Annotated in this window: 11 protein-coding genes; 3 read left to right on the top strand and 8 right to left on the bottom strand. The window is 69.8% G+C overall.

Going from position 1 to position 18,168, the window contains the following annotated elements:
• Window positions 1-4: 4 nt before the first annotated feature.
• From ACLJO0_RS16365 to proB, 8 genes are all read right to left on the bottom strand, one after another.
• Complete coding sequence (locus tag ACLJO0_RS16365) at window positions 5-439, bottom strand: acyl-CoA thioesterase (protein ID WP_125795790.1); 435 nt, start codon at window positions 437-439, stop codon at window positions 5-7.
• A 7-nt stretch (window positions 440-446) separates the two neighbouring features.
• Window positions 447-6,212: an SDR family NAD(P)-dependent oxidoreductase gene (locus ACLJO0_RS16360; protein WP_410579374.1), complete on the bottom strand. Its 5,766-nt coding sequence runs from the start codon at window positions 6,210-6,212 to the stop codon at window positions 447-449.
• A gap of 29 nt (window positions 6,213-6,241) precedes the next feature.
• On the bottom strand, window positions 6,242-7,057 hold the full coding sequence (locus ACLJO0_RS16355; RefSeq protein ID WP_410579373.1) for a TIGR03084 family metal-binding protein: 816 nt from the start codon (window positions 7,055-7,057) through the stop codon (window positions 6,242-6,244).
• Between the two features lie 82 nt (window positions 7,058-7,139).
• Window positions 7,140-7,718, bottom strand: a complete 579-nt coding sequence (locus ACLJO0_RS16350) for a DUF5987 family protein (RefSeq protein WP_410579372.1) — start codon at window positions 7,716-7,718, stop codon at window positions 7,140-7,142.
• Window positions 7,719-7,935: 217 nt separating this feature from the next.
• Window positions 7,936-8,736, bottom strand: a complete 801-nt coding sequence (locus ACLJO0_RS16345; RefSeq protein WP_410579371.1) for a VOC family protein — start codon at window positions 8,734-8,736, stop codon at window positions 7,936-7,938.
• Between the two features lie 664 nt (window positions 8,737-9,400).
• Entirely contained in the window at window positions 9,401-10,570 is a 1,170-nt protein-coding gene (locus ACLJO0_RS16340) for a pyridoxal phosphate-dependent aminotransferase (protein ID WP_410579370.1), read from the bottom strand.
• Window positions 10,571-10,583: 13 nt separating this feature from the next.
• A complete protein-coding gene (locus ACLJO0_RS16335; RefSeq protein WP_410579369.1) occupies window positions 10,584-11,834 on the bottom strand; it encodes a glutamate-5-semialdehyde dehydrogenase in 1,251 nt (416 codons plus the stop codon).
• A complete protein-coding gene (proB, locus tag ACLJO0_RS16330; protein ID WP_410579368.1) occupies window positions 11,825-12,937 on the bottom strand; it encodes a glutamate 5-kinase in 1,113 nt (370 codons plus the stop codon). The genes ACLJO0_RS16335 and proB overlap by 10 nt, the downstream gene beginning before the upstream one ends.
• A 119-nt stretch (window positions 12,938-13,056) precedes the next feature.
• Between proB and ACLJO0_RS16325 the strand changes: the two genes are divergently transcribed.
• From ACLJO0_RS16325 to ACLJO0_RS16315, 3 genes are read left to right on the top strand one after another with little or no spacing between them, the layout of a single operon-like run.
• Complete coding sequence (locus ACLJO0_RS16325) at window positions 13,057-16,191, top strand: non-ribosomal peptide synthetase (RefSeq protein WP_410579367.1); 3,135 nt, start codon at window positions 13,057-13,059, stop codon at window positions 16,189-16,191.
• On the top strand, window positions 16,188-16,916 hold the full coding sequence (locus ACLJO0_RS16320) for an alpha/beta fold hydrolase (RefSeq protein WP_125787248.1): 729 nt from the start codon (window positions 16,188-16,190) through the stop codon (window positions 16,914-16,916). The genes ACLJO0_RS16325 and ACLJO0_RS16320 overlap by 4 nt, the downstream gene beginning before the upstream one ends.
• A complete protein-coding gene (locus tag ACLJO0_RS16315; RefSeq protein ID WP_410579366.1) occupies window positions 16,913-18,007 on the top strand; it encodes a hypothetical protein in 1,095 nt (364 codons plus the stop codon). Before ACLJO0_RS16320 ends, ACLJO0_RS16315 begins: the two co-directional genes overlap by 4 nt.
• Window positions 18,008-18,168 lie beyond the last annotated feature (161 nt).

Raw genomic sequence — 18,168 nt, 5'->3', positions numbered from 1 at the left:
TCCGTCACCCACGCCTCGCGGAATACGGTGCGAGTGCCCGACGCAGCGCGTCAGGCACCTGGGCGGGCACGGTCGCGGTGTTGGGTCCCCGCATGCAAGCGATCCGCTGGCGGCCGCGGGCGACGAGAAGTTCTCCGTCCGGCCGCAGCGCGACGTAGTCGAAGCTGAACTCGATCTGGGTCCGGGTCAGCTCTTCGAGCCGCATCCGCACGGACAGCTCGTCGAAGGCGGTGATCTCCGCGAGGAACTCGCATTCGACCTTGAGGGTGAACAACTTGAGGTCTGCCCGCAGTTCTCCGAGGACGGACGGGGCGCGCTCCTTGAGGAACATCTCCCGACATCGCCCCTGCCAACGCAAGTAGTTCACGTAGTAGACGTTGCCGACCAGGTTCGTCTCCTCGAAACCGACCGTGTGCCGGATCTCGTAGTAGTCCGTCACTTCCGCCCTACCTCCCCGCCAGTACCGCGAACACGGCCCGTTCCCGGGCGCCCGCCACTTCGGTGACCCAGGTCGCGATGCGGACATCGCCCGCGGACAACGTCGTCCAGCCGTCGGCGTGAACCGCGTCGACAACGAGTTCCGAGGTCGTCATACCCGCCTTGCGCAGGCATTCCAGGGCGCTCCACAGTCGAGTACCCGCCACCCCGGCGGACTCGCCGCCTTCGCTCGCGAGCCGGCGTCCCAGCTCCAGAAGCCCGCCGCCGAGCAAGTTCGCCCACTCCTGTTCAGGCCGTTCGGTCACCTGCTGGACGTCGCAGCCGAGGCGCGGAGCCCCGGTGACGACCAGGGTCAGTCCCGCCCCATGGGACGCCGACAGTCCGGTCCCGAGGACCTCGGGCTTACCGTCCGGCCGATGGGTGACCTCCACCTCGTGGCCCAGCGCCCGGCTCGCCGCGAGGGTTGTCCGCGCGCGGCGGGCGGTGACGGAATCGTCGCCGGAGCCGTCGTCCGGTTCGACGACGATCACCCGGCCAGGGCCGAGCAGCCGCTCGACGCTGCGTTCCAGATACGGCCCGAGCAGTGACGGCACCCACGGGCGCGCGCCGTCTCCCCTTCGGACGGCACGCAGCCGTAATCCCGCCCAGCGCTCGACGAGTACGTCGGTTTCGCCGTACACGTCGAGGTCGTAGACGTAGGTGTCCCCGTCTTGTGACCGTTCCCGCGCGTCCAACACCACGTGCCCGGACTCTTGTGCTTCGCGTGTGGACAGCCAAAGCCGGTCGATTCCCTGTGGCAACAGGGTCGCGTCGGGTACGCAGCACTGGATCGCGTGCATCATGACGTCGCGGGTGCCGGGATCGGCCAGTACCAGTTCCTGTGGCAGGAACGAGCCGAACCAGTTCGACACCTGCCCGGCGGCGACCTCCGCCACCGCGTGCCGTGCCGCCACCTTGCGATAACGCGTCAGCCGCCGGAACCGCTCGCCCTGGAACAAGACCCCACCGTAGAGATCGGCGGGGTCCACCGGAACTGGTGGCAGACCGGTCTCTTCGCCCCGTACCCGCGGCAGGTCCGGCCGGGGAAAGCGCAGCCGGGCCCGGAAGTGGTCCGTCTTGAAGCCTGTGTCCTCCGACCGGATCGAGACGTCCACAGTGGACGAGTCGCGGGCGAGCGCGGCGATGCGGACGGTGGTCGTGCCGCTGGTACCGACCACGATGGGACGAGCGAACTCCACGTCCTCCAGGCAAGGCGGCCCGGCCGACCCGGTCAACGCGGCGGCGACCTGGGTCATCGCCTCCATCCCGAGTACCGCGGGGAACAACCCGTTCCCGTCGAGCAGGTGGTCGTCGAGGTAGGGATCACTGTCCGGTCCGAGCGTCGCCTCGGTGACCAGTTCGACCGCCGGGTAGTGCACGAGTATTCGATCGGTGAACCGCCGCAACGGCGGTTCGGCCTGTTCGAAGCCGAGCGTCGGCAGCCCGCCCGCACGGCCGGTGACGACCAGCGCGGACCGCGGGACCGGATCGACCAGCAGCCGCCGGAACACCTCGACGCCGTCGTCGACGGAGATCGGCGCGATACCGTCGCGTTTGAGCGCCTCGACGACGCCGAGCTTCTCCCCCATTCCCCCGCCGGACCACACCGACCACTCCAGCGCGAGGACCCTGACCTGAGGATGTTCGCGGCCGAAGTCCAGCGCCAGCCCGGTCAGCCAGTCGTTCGCCGTCGCGTAATGCGCCTCGCCGCGCAGGCCGGCTCTGCCGATGACGCTGCCGAACGTGACCAGCAGCTTCAGCTTGCCAGGATCGAGTGCGCCGAGCACCGCACACAGCCCGTCGACCTTCGGCCCCAGTGTCGCGCGGAACCGTTCCGCGGTGAGCCCGGTCAGCATCACCGGTTCGTTGCGCCCGGCGCCGTGCAGCAGTCCCGTGATCTCGCCCAGTTCGGTGGTCAGCCGCTGGATCGCCTGGTGGACCTGCTCCGGCGAGGTGACGTCGGCGCGTTCGTAGTGGCACCGGACGCCGGCGATGGCCATCCGCCGCAGGTTCCCGGACAGCTCAGGGTCGGTCGCGGGGTCACCACGCCCCACGATCGCCAAGGCCACGTCGTGGTCTTTCGCCATGGCCAACGCGCATTCCGCGGTGATGCCCTTTCCGCCCCCGGTCACGAGCAGGACGTCGCCCGGTCCCAGAGGCGGGCTCGCCGAACCGGCGCCGACGACGCCGGACAGCACGGGAACCGTGCGGGTGCCGTCGGTGTTGTACCGCACTTCGGTGAACCCGGTGGTCGAAGCCACTTCAGCCACCACCGTGGCCACTGTCTCGCTTCCTGGTGGCGTGACATCGGGAAGTTCGACGATCGTGGTCGGGCTGGCAGGTTGTTCCAAGTGAAGGCACTTCGCCAGCCCCGCCGCACCCCGACCATGCTGCACAACGACGAACCGGGTCGTTTCCGCGGCGAGCACGGCCTTCGCGGCGGCGAGGTATAGGTCGACCTGTACCTCGCCGGCGGCGGGCAGGCACAGCAGAACGCCGTCGCCAAGCTGCGCGGCGACCAGAGCCGCGCGCAGGGGCTCCGCTAGTGGACTGTCCGAGGAAGCGAAAACCGTCCAGCCGCCAGGGCCGCGACCATGAATGACAGTGTCGGGACGAGGAGCCTCGACGTGACGCACCTCGAACGCTCGTACCCACGGGCCGACGCCGGCCACCTCGTCCGCCTGCCGACCGTGCCCTTCGGCGTCGGTCGCCGCGAGGTCGTCGATCAGCTCCGCGAGCTCGCCCAGCCTGGCGGTGGCGACACCGGGAACGCCGTCCAGCGGCGGGCGGCCCAGCGATCGCGTGACGTCGTTGACGAGCTGCCCGACGGTGATGGAACTCAGATGGAGGTCGTCCAGCGGATGTGTTTCGGCGGTCACGATCTCCAGCGGAAGCTCGACGCGTTCGGCGGCGAGCTTCCGCAGCAAGTCCAGCGTGCCGCCCTGGCTGGATTCGCCGTCGGACGGCACCGCCGATGAGGGCGGGAGGCCCGGCGCCACCGGCTCGATGGCGATCGACGGCGCCTGCTCGCACGGGCTCGCCAAGAACACCGGGTCCCGGTCGAGCGGGAACGGCCGAACCACGCGGCCCGCGAACAGGGCGGGTACCTCGACCGGTGCGCCGAGCACGTATGCCGCACCGATCACCCGCAGCAGTGGCGCGAGCGACCGGCCGTCCGAATCAGTCGGCAGCACCGGCGTCTCCGGCGCGATCTGTTTCACGAGTCCGGTGAGGACCTGCCCTGGACCGACTTCGACCACGAGATCGCAACCGGCGACGGCCTTGCGCGCGGCCTCGTCGAACCGCACGGGCAGCACCACCTGGTCCCGCAGCAGCACACGCAAGTCGGTGTCGGCGGACAGGAGCTCGCCGGTGACGGTAGAGACGACCGGCCGGTCGAGCTTCCCGAACCGCACCTCGGCGAGCTGCCGGGCCAGCGCTCGGGCCGCCGGCTCGACCGCGGGCGAGTGGAACGCGTGCGAGACCCTGATGGCGATCGCCGTCACCCCTGCGGCGCGGGCACGAGCGCAGACCAGCGCCACCCCCGCCGAAGGACCGGAAACGACCGTCTGCTCAGGTCCGTTGTAACCGGCGATGACCGTGCCCGATCCCGCCATGAGCCGTTCGGTGCGGTCGGGTGTGGTCGCCAGACCGGCCATCGCTCCGTCACCTTCGCTCGCGTCGGCCATCACCCTGCCCCGCAGGGTGGCGAGGTCGAGGACCGTCCGCGCCCCTACCGAGCCGCCCCAAGACAACGCGGTCAATTCGCCGAGACTGTGCCCCGCGGCGACCTCGGCCTCGATTCCGAGCTCGCGCAGCACCTCCATCGTCGCCAGCGAACCGGCGACGATGCGAGGTTGCGCCACCTCGGTGGCCACCTGGTCGCCGTTCTCGGGCAGCGCCGCGTCCGCCATGATTCGCCGGGCCGACGCGAACCGCCGGGCGATGGCTCCCCTGCCGTCCCTCCCGGACCCCTGGCCGGGGAACAGATACGCGATGCGCGGCGCGCGCGTTCCGTCGTCGAGGAAGACGTCGTCCTCGATCACCCTGCGCCGGTCGTCGAGCCGGTCACGCAGCCGGGCCAGCGCTCGCGCGGCGTCCTGTGGTCCGCTCGCGACGACGGCGGCCCGCAGGCGACGTCCGGACAGACCGGCGGCAAGGGTGCCCGCGACGTCGGCGAGTTCACCCTCCGCCCATCGCATGGCCTGGGCGGCCAGCCGGTCAACGCGGGCGCGCAGCTCGGCTTGGTCGTCGGCGTCGAACAGCAGCAGCTCGGCGTCCTGCCTGCCGTCCACCATGGCTCGGGTGCGTACGTCGACCTCGCCGCGCCGGTGCACGCTGGGCCCCTGTTCGAGGGAGACGTGCGAGTTGATGCCTCCGAAACCCATCGCCGACACCCCTGCGCGCATCGGGACGTTCTCCGGCCAGGGCCGGGCTTCGACCGGTACGTACACGCCGGCTTCGGCCTCCAACAGCAACGGATGCGGATCGCGATGCCCGGTCGCGGGAGGGATCACCTGGTGGTGGATGGCCAGCGAAGCCTTGATCAACCCGGCGACACCGGCCGCGGCCTTCGTATGTCCGATGTTGCCCTTGATCGTGCCGAGCGCCGCCGGCCGGGTGGCCGGACCGGCCGCGCGGTGGGCACCGGAGAGAACCTCGATCTCCGTCGCGTCACCGACGGCGGTACCGGTGCCGTGCCCTTCGAAGAGGGAGACCGTCTCGGTTCCGTAGCCGGCACGTTCGTAGGCCCGGGAAAGCGCGAGCCGATGCCCGGCCGCTTCGGGCCGGGTGAGCCCGCCTTTACCGTCCGATGAGACACCCCACCCGGTGAGCGAGGCGTAGATCCGCCGTCCTTCCGCGACCGCTTCGCGTTCACGCATCAGCACGACGATCCCGCAGCCCTCGCCGGGCCAGAACCCGTTCGAGCCCCGGTCGTAGACGACCATCTCGCCGGTGGCCAGCGCGCCGGTCTTGGCGAAGCCGATCACCTCGAACGGGTCGATGGACAGGTCGACGCCACCGACGAGCGCGACGTCGAGGTCTCCGGCGGCAAGCGCGTTCGCGGCGGTCACGACGGACAGCAAGGACGACGAGCACGCCCCGTCGACGACGAAACCGCCGCCTGCCAGGTCGAAGTGATTGCAGATCCGTCCGGCGATGGTGTTGGCCAGTCCTCCCGCGAGGGAGTCCTCGTCGATCTCCGGGAACGGCGCCTTGTAGCCGGCTTCGAGCTTGTGCAGGAACGTGGCGACGGCACCGCCGTCCCAGCCGTCGGCCGACAGCGCCGCGGCCACCGTGCGGCGTACGTAGGGCCATCGCAGCCGAAGCACGTTCGCACGGGAGAACTCCCCGGTGAGGCTGTTGCCCAGTATCACGCCGGTCGTGGACCGGGGCAGGCCTGCCCCGTCGGGGAAGCCTGCGTCCTCCAGCGCCCGTGCCGCCACGTCGAGTGCGAGCCAGTGGGTCAGATCGGTCGAGCGGAAGGTGCTGCCGGCGACCCGGTATCGCACGCGGTCGAACTCGAAGTCACGCAACACGGCCGCTCGGCGGGCGTAGTGGCGGTCCGGCGCGGCGGGATCGGCGGCCCAGTAGTCGTTCGGGTCGAGCCGTTCCGGTGGGATCTCGCGGAACGCCCGCCTGCCACCCAGGACGTTCTCCCAGAACTCGGTGGGCGAACCGGCGTCGGGATAGGTCAGGCCGATGCCCACTATCGAGATTCTTTCCCCACTCATCCTGTCCGCACTCCTCTGGTGGTCCCGGCTCAACTCGGCCGGCCGCTGAACTGACCGGGCTCGCGTCCTGGGCCGGCCGGCCCGCGGTAGGCCTGTGCGATGTCGAGCCAGTGGTCCGCGTCGGCGCCGGAGGCGACCAGTTCCAGGTCGTCCCGGTGTCGGCGCCTCGTGACCAGGAGGCAGAAGTCCTCCACGGGGCCGGTGATCCGCTGGCCGGTCTCGTCGGGACCGAACTCCCATACTGCGCCGGACGGGGCGATCAGCTCGAAGTGGAATCCGGACTCCGGCGGTGTCAGCCCGCGTGCCTGGTAGCCGAACTCCCAGGTACGCACACCGAATCCGGCCAGATACCGGAGCCGGTCGGTCCGCCGCCGCCGGATGCCGAGGGTGTCGGCGATGTCCTGCCCGTGGCCGAAGAGCTCCATCATCCCCGCGCAGGCGAGTACGTCCGGCGGCAGCGGGTCGACCAGCCATGGCACGGTCCGGCCGTGTGGAACCGTCGCCAGTGCGCGGATCGCGGTGTCCCGTTCGGACCGCCACCGGGCGGACAACTCCTCGACGGTGTGTCCGGCATAGTCGGCGAGGGCGGCGTTCACCGTTGCGGAGAAGCCCCCGTTGAGCTTCGCTGTCGCCGCCTGGAACGCCGCGGTATCCGCGGCGGCGAGTCCGGCGAGCCGGAAGACGAACGACACGTGCGCGACCTGGTCCCGGATCGTCCAGCCGGGCGCCGGCGTCGGCAGCAGCCAACTCTGTTCGGGCAGCCCGGCTACGAGCTCGTCGAACTCGGCGGCGTCCGCGATGAGTCCCTTGATGATCGGGCCGGCGTTCTTCGGTATCTCGGTCATTCCCGCGATCCCTCCGGCCTCGTGGCGGTCATCCATTCCCCGGTGCGTCGGGCCGCCGTCAGTGCGACCCAGGAGGTGAGGCTCAGCAAGGCCTCGTCCCCGGGAGCGTCCCGCCGGTACTCCTCGACCACGTCGTCGTCGATCCGGTACGACGCGAGTGCCGTGAGCAGGGCCAGCTTTCCGGCGGCGCGATCGGCCGGTGGCAGCTCGGCGACGACGGGGTCCATCCAGCCGCGACCCGGCCCAGGTGGCCCGCCTGTCCAGCCGTCGAGTACTTCCCGTACCGCGGGCGGCACCGCCGGATCAGCCGCTCGCTCGATCTCCGCCGAGGGGCCGTCAAGTCCAGCACCAGTGAGCAACGCTGCTCGAAGTCGAGCGCGACAAACGCCGGGACGGTCTCGTCGAGCGTCCAGCCGTTCGCGACCGCACGTTCCTCCGCATGGCGGTTGAGGGCCGGTACGAGGAACTCCAGGCCCGCGGTCACCCCGGTGGCGGGTGTGCACAGCAACGTCAGCGCTCCCGCGGCCACCGCACCCGGTGTCGCTGACACTCCGGCGATCGCCCGGTCGCCGGGTGACCGCTTCGCTCCAGGCAGGATCGTGTCGGCGAACGCCTCCAGGATCATCGTCTGCTCGTCTTCGCTCACCCCGTCGCCTGGCATGAAGTTCCTTCCGCCGAGAGTGCCGCCGATCAACGCGTCAACAGCACATCAGTCCGTCTCGGACGGCGACACCTTCGTTGTTGCCTTGGGCTTCGCGCTTCCCCTCCCGATCACGCTGTCGGCAACCTGGAAGAGCAATTTGGCCGCATTCCCCGACGCCGGCATGGCGGAATTGCCATGCCGGCGTCAGCAGCCGGAAAACAGCTTTCGAATGCGGTCAGATTTCTCTGGCGCCGATCCGCGCGAAATAGCTCTCGTTCAGCTGGATTACCTGAACGTAGTTCCCGTCCGGATCTTCGAACGTGCAGAACAGGCCGTCCTCCCGTTCCTCCAGCTCACTGACCACCGGCGCACCTGCCGCCCGAAGCCGGTCCGCCAACGTCTTCGCGTCGTCGGTGTCGAAGGTGAGCAGGACGCGGCCGGGCTCCGCGGTCCGGGTGGCCACGTCGTCCCGGCCGTCTACGAGCAGACCGATACTGCCCAGCTGGAGCCAGCCTTCGACCGGTTCACGCCCGAACACGCGCTCGTAGAAACCACGCAGCGACAAGGGATCGGCGCTGCCGAGCAGGACACTCGTGCCCCGCAGCGCCGGGACCGCCGATGCCGGCGTCGAGGCTCCGACGGGCTGGCCGAGCGATAGCATGTTGCCCTCGCTGTCGCGAAAGAACGCTCCCCGTTCTCCCGCCCCGCGGCTCGGATAGTTGTCGTCGAGGTCGATGATCCCGTTTACCGTGCGGAAGCCCGGAAAATCGTACTCCTCGAATTCGACACCCCGCGCGCGCAACTCGGCGACCTCCGCCTCGATATCGTCGACCTCGAACGCCAACTGAGTGAAAGAACCCTCGGAGGCACCCCTGGAAGCGAACAGGCAGAACACCGTCGGTCCGCAGCGATAGCGCAGACCGCCGGGGCGTTCGTCAACGGCTTCCAAACCGAGCTTCTCCGCATACCAGACCCTCGCGCGATCAAGATCCTTCGCAGGCAGCCTTGTCTCCACGACCGCGTCCGACAGAGCCATTCGATCTCCTCACCTGGTCCCTTTATCCGCTTTCACAAAGGGTAGCCGCAAAGTCGGCTGGGTGACGCGACACCGCACACGCGTGCTCAGACCCGGGATCTCGCGTGTTCAGACTTCGCACACCCGAGCCACGTCCCCAAGCACGCGAGTCACGACTTCACGACCGGCCGCCAAGGTCACAGCCGCCCCACTGTCACCAGGGATCACATCCGGCAGGTAGCGAAAGCCTCCTTCACTACCGTCAGAGTAGGAAAAGAGGCCCTCACTACCAGGAGAACGCCCACGCAGGAGCGACACTGCCCCCGCGCCACGACACATTTGCCTTACCCCTCAATAAGGCACCCGGAGCCTGGAGCGGTTCTTCTTGCTCGACGACGGAGACCGCAGGCTGATCGGCAAACGCCGAGGGCCCACTCGGGTTCGCCCCTGAAGGTCTGCACGGTCTACGACGCGACGCGAGCCGAGGCCTGGTTCCGGAAGGCGGCGTCTCCTACTGGACCAAAAACTACCGCACCGGGATGGAACACGAAGACCCCGAGGCCTTGCAGCGCAAGTACCCGTACTACGACCCGATCCTCCACGGTTCCCCAAGCCGGCCTCTGGAAGGCCCGAGGGGCGTTCAAGCTCGGGTGCGAGCTTCGAACGCCCCACTCTCCTGCGCTGGTCAGCTCGTGGCGTCGATCAGGTTCCGGATCTCGGCGATGCCCCTTGCCACCCGGTACGGCGACTCCGTGCCCACGGAGATGCGGATGTGCCGGTCGCACGACTCACCGTAGGCGATGCCCGCCACCACGCTGACCGCGCTTTCCCGCAGCAGCCGGGTGGCGAACTCCATCGAGTCCAAAGTGGACCTGCCGAGGGAGGCGAAGAGGTAGAACGTCGCCGAGCCGGGCAGGGTCTCGATGCCGATGTCCGCGAGCTGGCCCGCGACCTCGCGGCGCAGGTCCACGACACGGCGGATCTGCGGACGGGTGATGTCCAGGATGTCGTCGAAGTGTTCGGCGAGATACCAGGACAGGATCGTCGGCGCGCAGGTGATCAGGTGCTGGTTGATCTTCAGCACTTGGTCGATCAGCGTGCGATGCGCGATGACGTAGCCGACACGCCAGCCGGAAACCCCGTAGTTCTTGGACATCGAGTTGACCGTGACGGTGTGCCGCAGCTCCGGATCGAACGAGCCGCACGCCCGGAACGGGGTCTCCGACGGCACGAACTCGTGGTACGCCTCGTCGGCGATCACCACCAGGCCCCGCGCGTCCGCCAGATCGTGCACGAACTCCAGCTCGGCGTCGGTGTGCACCCGGCCGGACGGGTTGTTCGGGTTGTTGATCACGATGGCCCTGGTGCGCGGCGTGACGTAACGGCCGAAGTCGAACACACTCACGTCGTGCGGCACCAGCACCGGAACGCCGCGGCAGAGCCGCACCTGCTCGGGATAGCTCAGCCAGAACGGCTCCGGGACGATCACCTCGTCCCCCGGCTCGAGCAGCGCCAGAAACACCATGTAGATCGCCACCTTCGAGCCGGCGGTGACGACGATCTCGGTATCCGGGTCGACCGGGAGGTCGAAGTCGGCCCAGTACCCGGCCAGCCGCTGCCGCAGCTCCGGCAGCCCACGGGAGTGCGAGTAGTGATGCAGGCCGTGCCCGGCCAGGTCGTCGAACCGGGGCAGCGGCAGGTCGAAGAACGCCTCGCCGAGCGAGAGCGTGATGATGTCCTGCCCGGCCGCGCTCAGCTCGTAGACCAGGTTGTTGTACTTGATGGACAGCGCCTGCGCCGCATTGTCCACAAGGGACGACGGGCGGATCGGCGACGCGGTTCGGACAGTGGACACTGGACTCGCTCCCCTACACGATCCTCGTCTGTCCGGTACCCCAGACGACGTTCTTCACGGTGGTCAGCGCGGTCAGCCCGATCGGACCGCGGATATGCAGTTTCTGCGTGGACACGCCGATCTCGACGCCGTAGCCGAACTCGCCGCCGTCGGAGTAACGGGTCGAGGTGTTCACGAACACGCTGCCGGAGTCCACCTCTCGGGCGAACCGGCGGGCCACGTCGATGTCCCGTGCCACGATCGCCTCGGCGTTGGAGGTGCCCCACCGGTCGATATGCGCGATCGCCGCGCCCACGTCCGGCACCACCCGCACGGCCAGCACCAGGTCGAGGTACTCGGTGCCCCAGTCCTCTTCGCGCGCGGCCACCGCCTTGGGCCAGACCTCGCGGACGGTCGCGTCACCGCGGATCTCCACACCCGCGGCCGACAGCTCGTCGAGTACGTCGGGCAGCCAGTCCTGGGCGAGTTCCTCGTGTACCAGCAGAGTTTCCATGGCGTTGCACACGCTGGGCCGGGAGGTCTTGGCATTGACCGTGACCGCCGTGGCCATCTCCAGGTCCGCCGACCGGTCGATGTAGACGTGGCAGTTGCCCGCGCCGTCGATCACCGTGGGCACGGTGGCGTTGCGCTCGACGGACTCGATCAGCTCCGGCCCACCGCGTGGCACCAGCAGGTCGACGAACTCCTTGGCGCGCATCAGTTCCCGAGCGGCGTCATGAGACGGGTCGGTGAGCAGTTGGACCGCACCGGATGGCACCTCGTCGTGCCGGGCGATCGCGCTGTCCAGTGCGGCCATGATCGCCGTGTTCGTCGCCATGGCCATCGAGGAGCCGCGCAGTACGGCGCAGTTGCCCGACTTCAGGCAGAGCGCGGCGACTTCGGCGGTGACATTGGGCCGTGCCTCGTAGATCACCGCGACCACCCCGATCGGCTCGCGGACCCGCTCGATCAGCAGGCCGTTGGGCCTTGTCCAGCCCTCGACCACCTGGCCGACCGGATCGGGCAGGTCGGCGATGGTCCGGATGGCCGAGACCAGACCCGCCATCCGCCGCTCGGTCAGGGTCAAGCGATCGACCAGCGTGGCCGAGACGCCGTTGTCGCGGGCGGCGGCGACGTCCGTCTCGTTGGCCGTGACGATCCGGTCCCGGTGCTCCTCGATCGCGACGGCCATGTCCAGCAGCAGCGCGTTCTTGCGCGCGGTGGTCAGCCCTTTGATCTCGGTCCACGCCTCGGCCGCGGCGCGGCAGACGTCGGTCACTGACATGGCAGGTCCTCCATGATCGGTACGTAGTCGCCACCGTCGACGACGGGTGCGGTCGGCGGGCGGCCGGGCTCGACGGCGCGGCTCAGCGGGCCACGGGCGAGTGGCCGCCCGTGCTGGTCACAGATGTCGACCACGTCGCCGGGCGCGACGGTGCCGTGGACGGCGGCGACGTGGTGGTGGCACACGGTTTCACCGCGGACGACGACCTCCCGGCCCGCCGGGGTGCAGTGCAGCGCCCCGACCGGCGGGGTCCGGAACGCGCGCCAGAGCGTTCCGATGCCGGGAGTCGCGCCGGTGACCGCGCGCGGGTGGAACACCGTGCCCGCGGGACGGCCACAGTGCGCGGCGACCAGTACGTCGGGATCCGCGCTCTCCGCGATGACCGTGCGTACGCCGCTGAACGTGGCGATCCAGCACGCGCCGAGCTTCATCACCATCCCGCCGGTGCCGCCGTCTCCGATCGCGCCGCCGGCCTGCCGTTCGGTCTCGGCCGTCAGCACCGGCACCTCCTCGATGTGCCGGGCGCCGGGGGCCAGCTTCGGGTTGCTGTCGTAGAGACCGGGCACGTTGGTCAGCAACAGCAGCAGCTCGGCCTGGAGGTAGCCGCCGAGCAGCGCGGCGAGCACGTCGTTGTTGCGCACGCCGAGCGCGTCGTTCTCGTTGACCACTGGCACCATGCCCAGCGCCAGCATGGTGTGCAAGGTGTGCCCGACGCCTCCGCTCCGCTCGTCTTCGACCAGGTCGGGCGGGGTGAGCAGCAGCTGCCCGGTCTGCACGCCGCGTTCGGCGAACGCGGCCTCGACGGCCGAGTACAGCCGAGACTGGCCGAGCGCGGCGGACACCTGCAACGCCGCCGGATCGTCCATGGCCAGCGCGGGATGCCTGCCGCGGCCGATCGCGATGGCACCGGAAGCGAGCAGCACCGGGTGCAGGCCCGCGATGAGTCCTCTGTGGACGATCTCGCACAGCCTGTCGAGTTTGAGCGCGTCCAGCCTGCCGTCCGTGAGCAGCGAGGACGTGCCTATCTTGAGCACCACCCGGCCCCCCGGCGGCGCCAGGTCCTCGGTCGGCGGCGCGGTGACGGGCAAGCTGTTGGTCGACATGCGGCAGATGCTCACCGCCGTCGATGTACCGCCGATGTGCTCGCGATACGCCGCCGGTGTTCCGCACGGTTGCATCACCGGAACATCGGCGGTACATCGGATCCGGCGACGCTCTCGGCATGACAGCAGAACTCCAGCTGGCCGACACGGCGACACTCCACCTCACCGAGTCCCAGAAGGGACTGCTGGTGGTGGACAGCCTGGTGCCGACGAAGCAGATCTACAACCAGGTCATCCAGTTCGACCTCGATCCGGCCAAATGCGCCGGCCCGCTGGCCGAGACGGTGACCCGGGCGCTGGTCGCCCTGGTCACCGTTCAGCCGGCGCTGCGCCAGGTGTTCCGGCTGCATCCGGAGATGCACGCCGTGCTGCGGCCTCCGCCCACCGCGGACGAGTTGCCACTGGAGTCGATCTCCGTGCCGCCCGCCGAGTACGCCGCCACACTCGCTGCGCTGGGCAGGGACATCGGCCGCGCGCCGTTCGATCTGACGACCGGACCGGTGCACCGGTTCGGTTTCGTGCGCGCCACCGACGACAGTGCCGCGGCGATCCTGATCTGCGGCCACCATCTGGTCGGCGACGGGGTTTCCATGGGCCCGATCGTGCGCGACCTCGACCGCGCCCTGGCGGGCCCGATGGACGTGGAGACGCTGCGGGTGAGCCGGGAAGCCGCGCTGGTGAAGGAACTCAACGCGCAGAACCGGGCCGCGGGTTCGGCGCGGACGGCCGAACAGGTCACCACCTGGGCCGAACGGCTGCGCGAGGTCCCGCCGCTCGTGCTGTACCCGCGACCCGACCGTCCACACCGGACGGAGTTCGCCGGACAGCGGATCTCGTGGACCCTCGGCGAAACCGAGTCGGAGCGGTTCCAGGCCACCTGTAAACGGCTCGGGGTCAGCCCGTTCGTGGTGTTCTCCGCGGTGTACGGCACGGTGCTGGCGCGGCACGGCGGCGTGACGCGGGTGCTGATCGGCAGCCCGTTCACCGCGCGGCGCACGATCGGCTCGTACGACCTGTGCGGGTTCTTCGTCAACACGTTGCCGGTCACCGTCGACGTGGACTGGACGCGCACCGTCGACGAACACCTCGACAAGACCGTCCGTGCCGCGGTGGACCACTGCCGCTCCGCGGTGGACGTCCCGTTCAACCAGCTGGTGGCGCAGGTGCAGCCGGACCGGCCGAGCGACCGCAACCCCCTCTTCTCCTGCATGCTCGCCATGCAGGACACGTTCGACCCGGCGACCGGGACCGGCGCGGTGGTCGGCGCGTACGAGCCGGGCAACGGCACCGCCAAGTTCGACCTGTGGCTGGGTGCCACCCTGGTCGACGGCCGGTGGCTGCTCGAACTGGAGTACGACAGCGAGCTGATCCCGCCCGCGGTCGCCGACGGGCTGCTGAACTCGATGCGGACCGCCCTGCGCCGGACGGTGGCCGACGGCACGCTCACCCTCGCCGAACTGTTCGACGACGCCTCGGCCGTGCGAAGCCGGCGCCACGACGGGTATCCGGCGCAGGTGCCGTCGCCGACCCTGTACGAGTGGTTCGCCGAGACCGCACGCCGGACTCCGGACGCCGTCGCGGTCACCGAACCCGGCCGCACACTCACCTACGCCGAGCTTTCCCGTACCGCCGAGCGCATCGCCTCAGGGCTCGCCGATCGTGGGGTCGGCCAGGGAGACGTCGTCGGGCTGCGGCTGGATTCCCTCAACGAGACCGTCACGTCGATACTGGCGATCCTGCGGCGTGGCGCGACCTACCTGCCGCTGGAGTCGAGCCTTCCCGCCGACCGGTTGTCGTACATGGTGCGGCAGTCCCGCTGCCGGGTGGTGATCGGCTCCGGTGTCACCCTGCACGGGGTCGAGGTCGCTCCGGCCGCCGCATTCGAGTCCGATGTGGAAACCGCGGCCGTCGCGACGGCGGACTCTCCGGTCTACGTGATGTTCACGTCCGGCTCGACCGGGCTGCCCAAGGGCGTGCTCATGGGCCACCGGCCGCTGCTCAATCTCGCCGCCTGGCAGATCTCCGCGCTGGACATGACCGCGGACAGCCGGTTCCTGCAGTACGCGCCCGCCGGATTCGACGTGTCGTTCCAGGAGATCCTGCCCACGCTGCTGGCCGGGGCGACCGTGGTGTCGCGGGAGCCCGCCGACCGGCGCGACTTCCCCGAGCTGGTGCGCCGGGTCGCCGACACCGAGGTGACCCATCTCTACCTTCCGGTGGCGGCGCTACGCCCGTTCGTGCAGTCCGTGCGGACGCACCTGCCGTCGCTGCGATACCTGTGCGTGTCGGGCGAGCAGTTGCTGGTTGACGAGGAGATCCGCGGGTTCTTCACCGACCATCCACAGTGCACACTGGTCAACCATTACGGGCCGACCGAGACCAACGCCGCGACCACCTGGCGGCTGACCGCGGCCGACCCGCCGTGGTCACGCCACGTCCCGATCGGCTTGCCGCTGCCGAACGTGACCGCGTACGTCGTCGACGAAACCGGTCATCTCGCGCCGGCGGGGGTCCCCGGCGAGCTGCTGCTCGGCGGCCACTCGCCCGCGGAGGGCTACGTCAACGACCCGGAGCGCACCGCCGAACGGTTCCTGCCCGACGGTTTCACCCCGGGCGAAACGGCCTATCACACCGGCGATCACGTGGTGCGCGACGAAAACGGTGCGCTGATCTTCCTCGGCAGGAACGACTCCCAGGTGAAGATCCGCGGCTATCGGGTGGAGCTCGGCGAGCTGGAAGCCGTGGCGACCGGGTTGCCGGACGTACGTCAGGCGGTGGCCGCGGTGCGCGGTGACGGAATCGATCGCCGCCCATTGCTCTTCCTGCTACCGGAGCCCGGCGCCGCGCCGGACCACGAACAGGTCCGGGCCGCACTCACCGAGCGGCTGCCGTCGTACATGGCACCCGCGGAGATCGTCGACATCGAGTCCGTGCCGACTTCCCGCAGCGGCAAGACCGACCGTGCCGCGCTGGTGGCGCTGGCCGAACAGCTCAGCGCCCAGCGAGCGGTGGAGCCCGCACCCGCCGCCGAGTACGCCGACGACCTCGAGCGGGAGCTGGCAGACATCTGGGCCGAGGTGCTCGGCGTACCCCAGGTCGAGCGGGACCGCCCGGTGCTGGAGTACGGCGCGCACTCGCTGAACATCTTCACCGTCGTGGGCCAGGTGCAGGAGCGGTACGGAGTGGCCGTGCAGCTGGTCGAATTCTTCCGCTCGCCGACCGTGGCGACGCTGGCAGCGCTGGTCCGGCAATGAACGAGCCCGTACGCGAAGAGCCGCCGAGCAGGCTGGTCACTCTGGTACGCCGCAAGGATCGACCGGTATGCGTGATGCTGCCCGGCGCGGGCGGCGGGCTGAACCCGTACTTGCGACTGGCTTCCCACCTCGGCCGTCACTACAGCGTGTACGCCGTGCGTGCGGCCGGGCTGGTACCGGGGGAACCGCCGGAGGACAGCATCGCGGCGATGGCCGAGTCCGCCCTGTCGGCGCTCGGCGACCGCTCCCCGGCGCTGGTGTTCGGCTGGTCGCTGGGCGGCACCGTCGGCTGGGAGATGTGCGTGCGGCTGGCCGATCGGGGGTCGCGGCCGGATCTGGTGATCGTGGACAGTTCGCCGCTGCCCCGCCACGCCTCGGCCGAGGACGACGAACGGATCAGGAAGCTCATCGTGGGAGGCCTCGGCCCCCGGCCGGACGAACACACCGTCGCCAGGGTGGAGCGCACCTTCCGGGCACAGGCGCACGCGCTCGCCGGGTATGCCGCCGAACGCGAGTATCCCGGGCGGGCGCTGCTGCTGATGTGCAGGGACGCCGACGACGGCATCTCCGGCCGGACCGTCGCGCTGCGACGATGGTGTGAGCTCGCACCGGATCTGCGGACCGCGACCCTGGACGCGGGCCACTACGACGTGTTCGAACCGCGGCACCTGGACCGGCTCACCGGTGAGGTCGACGCGTTCCTCGGCCTGGAGCGGGAATCGTGACCTCCTTGGCCGAGACGTACGACCGGCTCTGGTCGCCGCTGCTGGAGACGGTGCGCGCGGACGCGCTGGACTGCCTGCAGGCCAACCTCGCCGTGCTGGCCGACCGGCACGGCGGGGCGGGCGCGCACCTGTCGCTCGGAGCCCCGCTGCGATTCGATCTCGAGCCGGGGCCGCGGGTGGCCGCCTCATTGCCCTACCGGCTGGCCGCCGCGCACGAGACGCTGGGCCTGCGGGTGGAGCGACGCTGGGACGGGATCGACGGCGCCCGGCTGCGTGCGCTGGCCGACGAAGCCGGCCCGCTGTACGTGATCGCCGACGCGCACGGCCTGACGTGGACGCCGTACGCCGGCCGCCGCCACACCGAGCACACGTTCCTTCTGTCCACATCGGACACGGTGGTCGACGCCTATTACGACGAGACGCCGTGGGGTCCGTGCCGTCCCGGCGTGTGGCGGCTCTCCTCCGGCGAACTGGACGCCATGCTGCCCACGGCCACCGCCTTGCGGTTCACCGCCGAACCGGTCACCGAGCAGCCCGACGTCCTCGCGGCCAACGCCAGGGCGATGGCCGACGCGGTCCCCGCCATCGACGCCTATCTCGCGGCGGACCACGGCGACGGCCTGGTGCTCGACATCTGGCTGCTGGGCCGCTCGCGCCTGCTTCACAGTGCCTGGCTCGCCCGGCACGACCGGCCGAGCCCCGAGGTCGACGAGCACGCCAAGGCTTGGCTCACCCTCGCCTCGAAAAGCTATGTGGCCTCGCGCCGATCCCGTACCGGCGCGCCTGGTACCGCCGTGCTCGACGACCTCGGCCGCCTGCTCCACGGAGACGTCACCATCGCGGCCCGGCTCGCCGCCCGCGCCGCGGTGTTCGCCGCGATCCAGGACGTGCTGCGGATCGATGAGCCCACCGTGCGCGCCGCCACCACCCTGCGCGAGCTCCCCAACTACAACTCCTTCGGGCTGGTCGACATCATCGAACGGGTCGAGACACGGCTGGCGGTGGTACTCGGCGATGAAGACCTGACCCCTCAGGCGTTGCAGGACATCGACTCGCTGTGCGCGACCTTCGCGCGACGAGTTGCGGGGTGACTGAGCCGGACTTCCCACCGCAACCAGGTGCCGAAACGCCAGGCCCAGGGACGTAACTCGCGTGATCAGAAGCGTAACTCGCGTGATCAGAGACGGACCGCCTCCGAACACGCGAGTTACGTCCCCAAGCACGCGAGTTACGTGCTCAATCACGCGAGTTA

The organism is Amycolatopsis sp. lyj-108 (genome assembly GCF_046549005.1).
Taxonomy (GTDB): domain Bacteria; phylum Actinomycetota; class Actinomycetes; order Mycobacteriales; family Pseudonocardiaceae; genus Amycolatopsis.
This window is presented reverse-complemented; position numbering and strand designations above follow the sequence as displayed.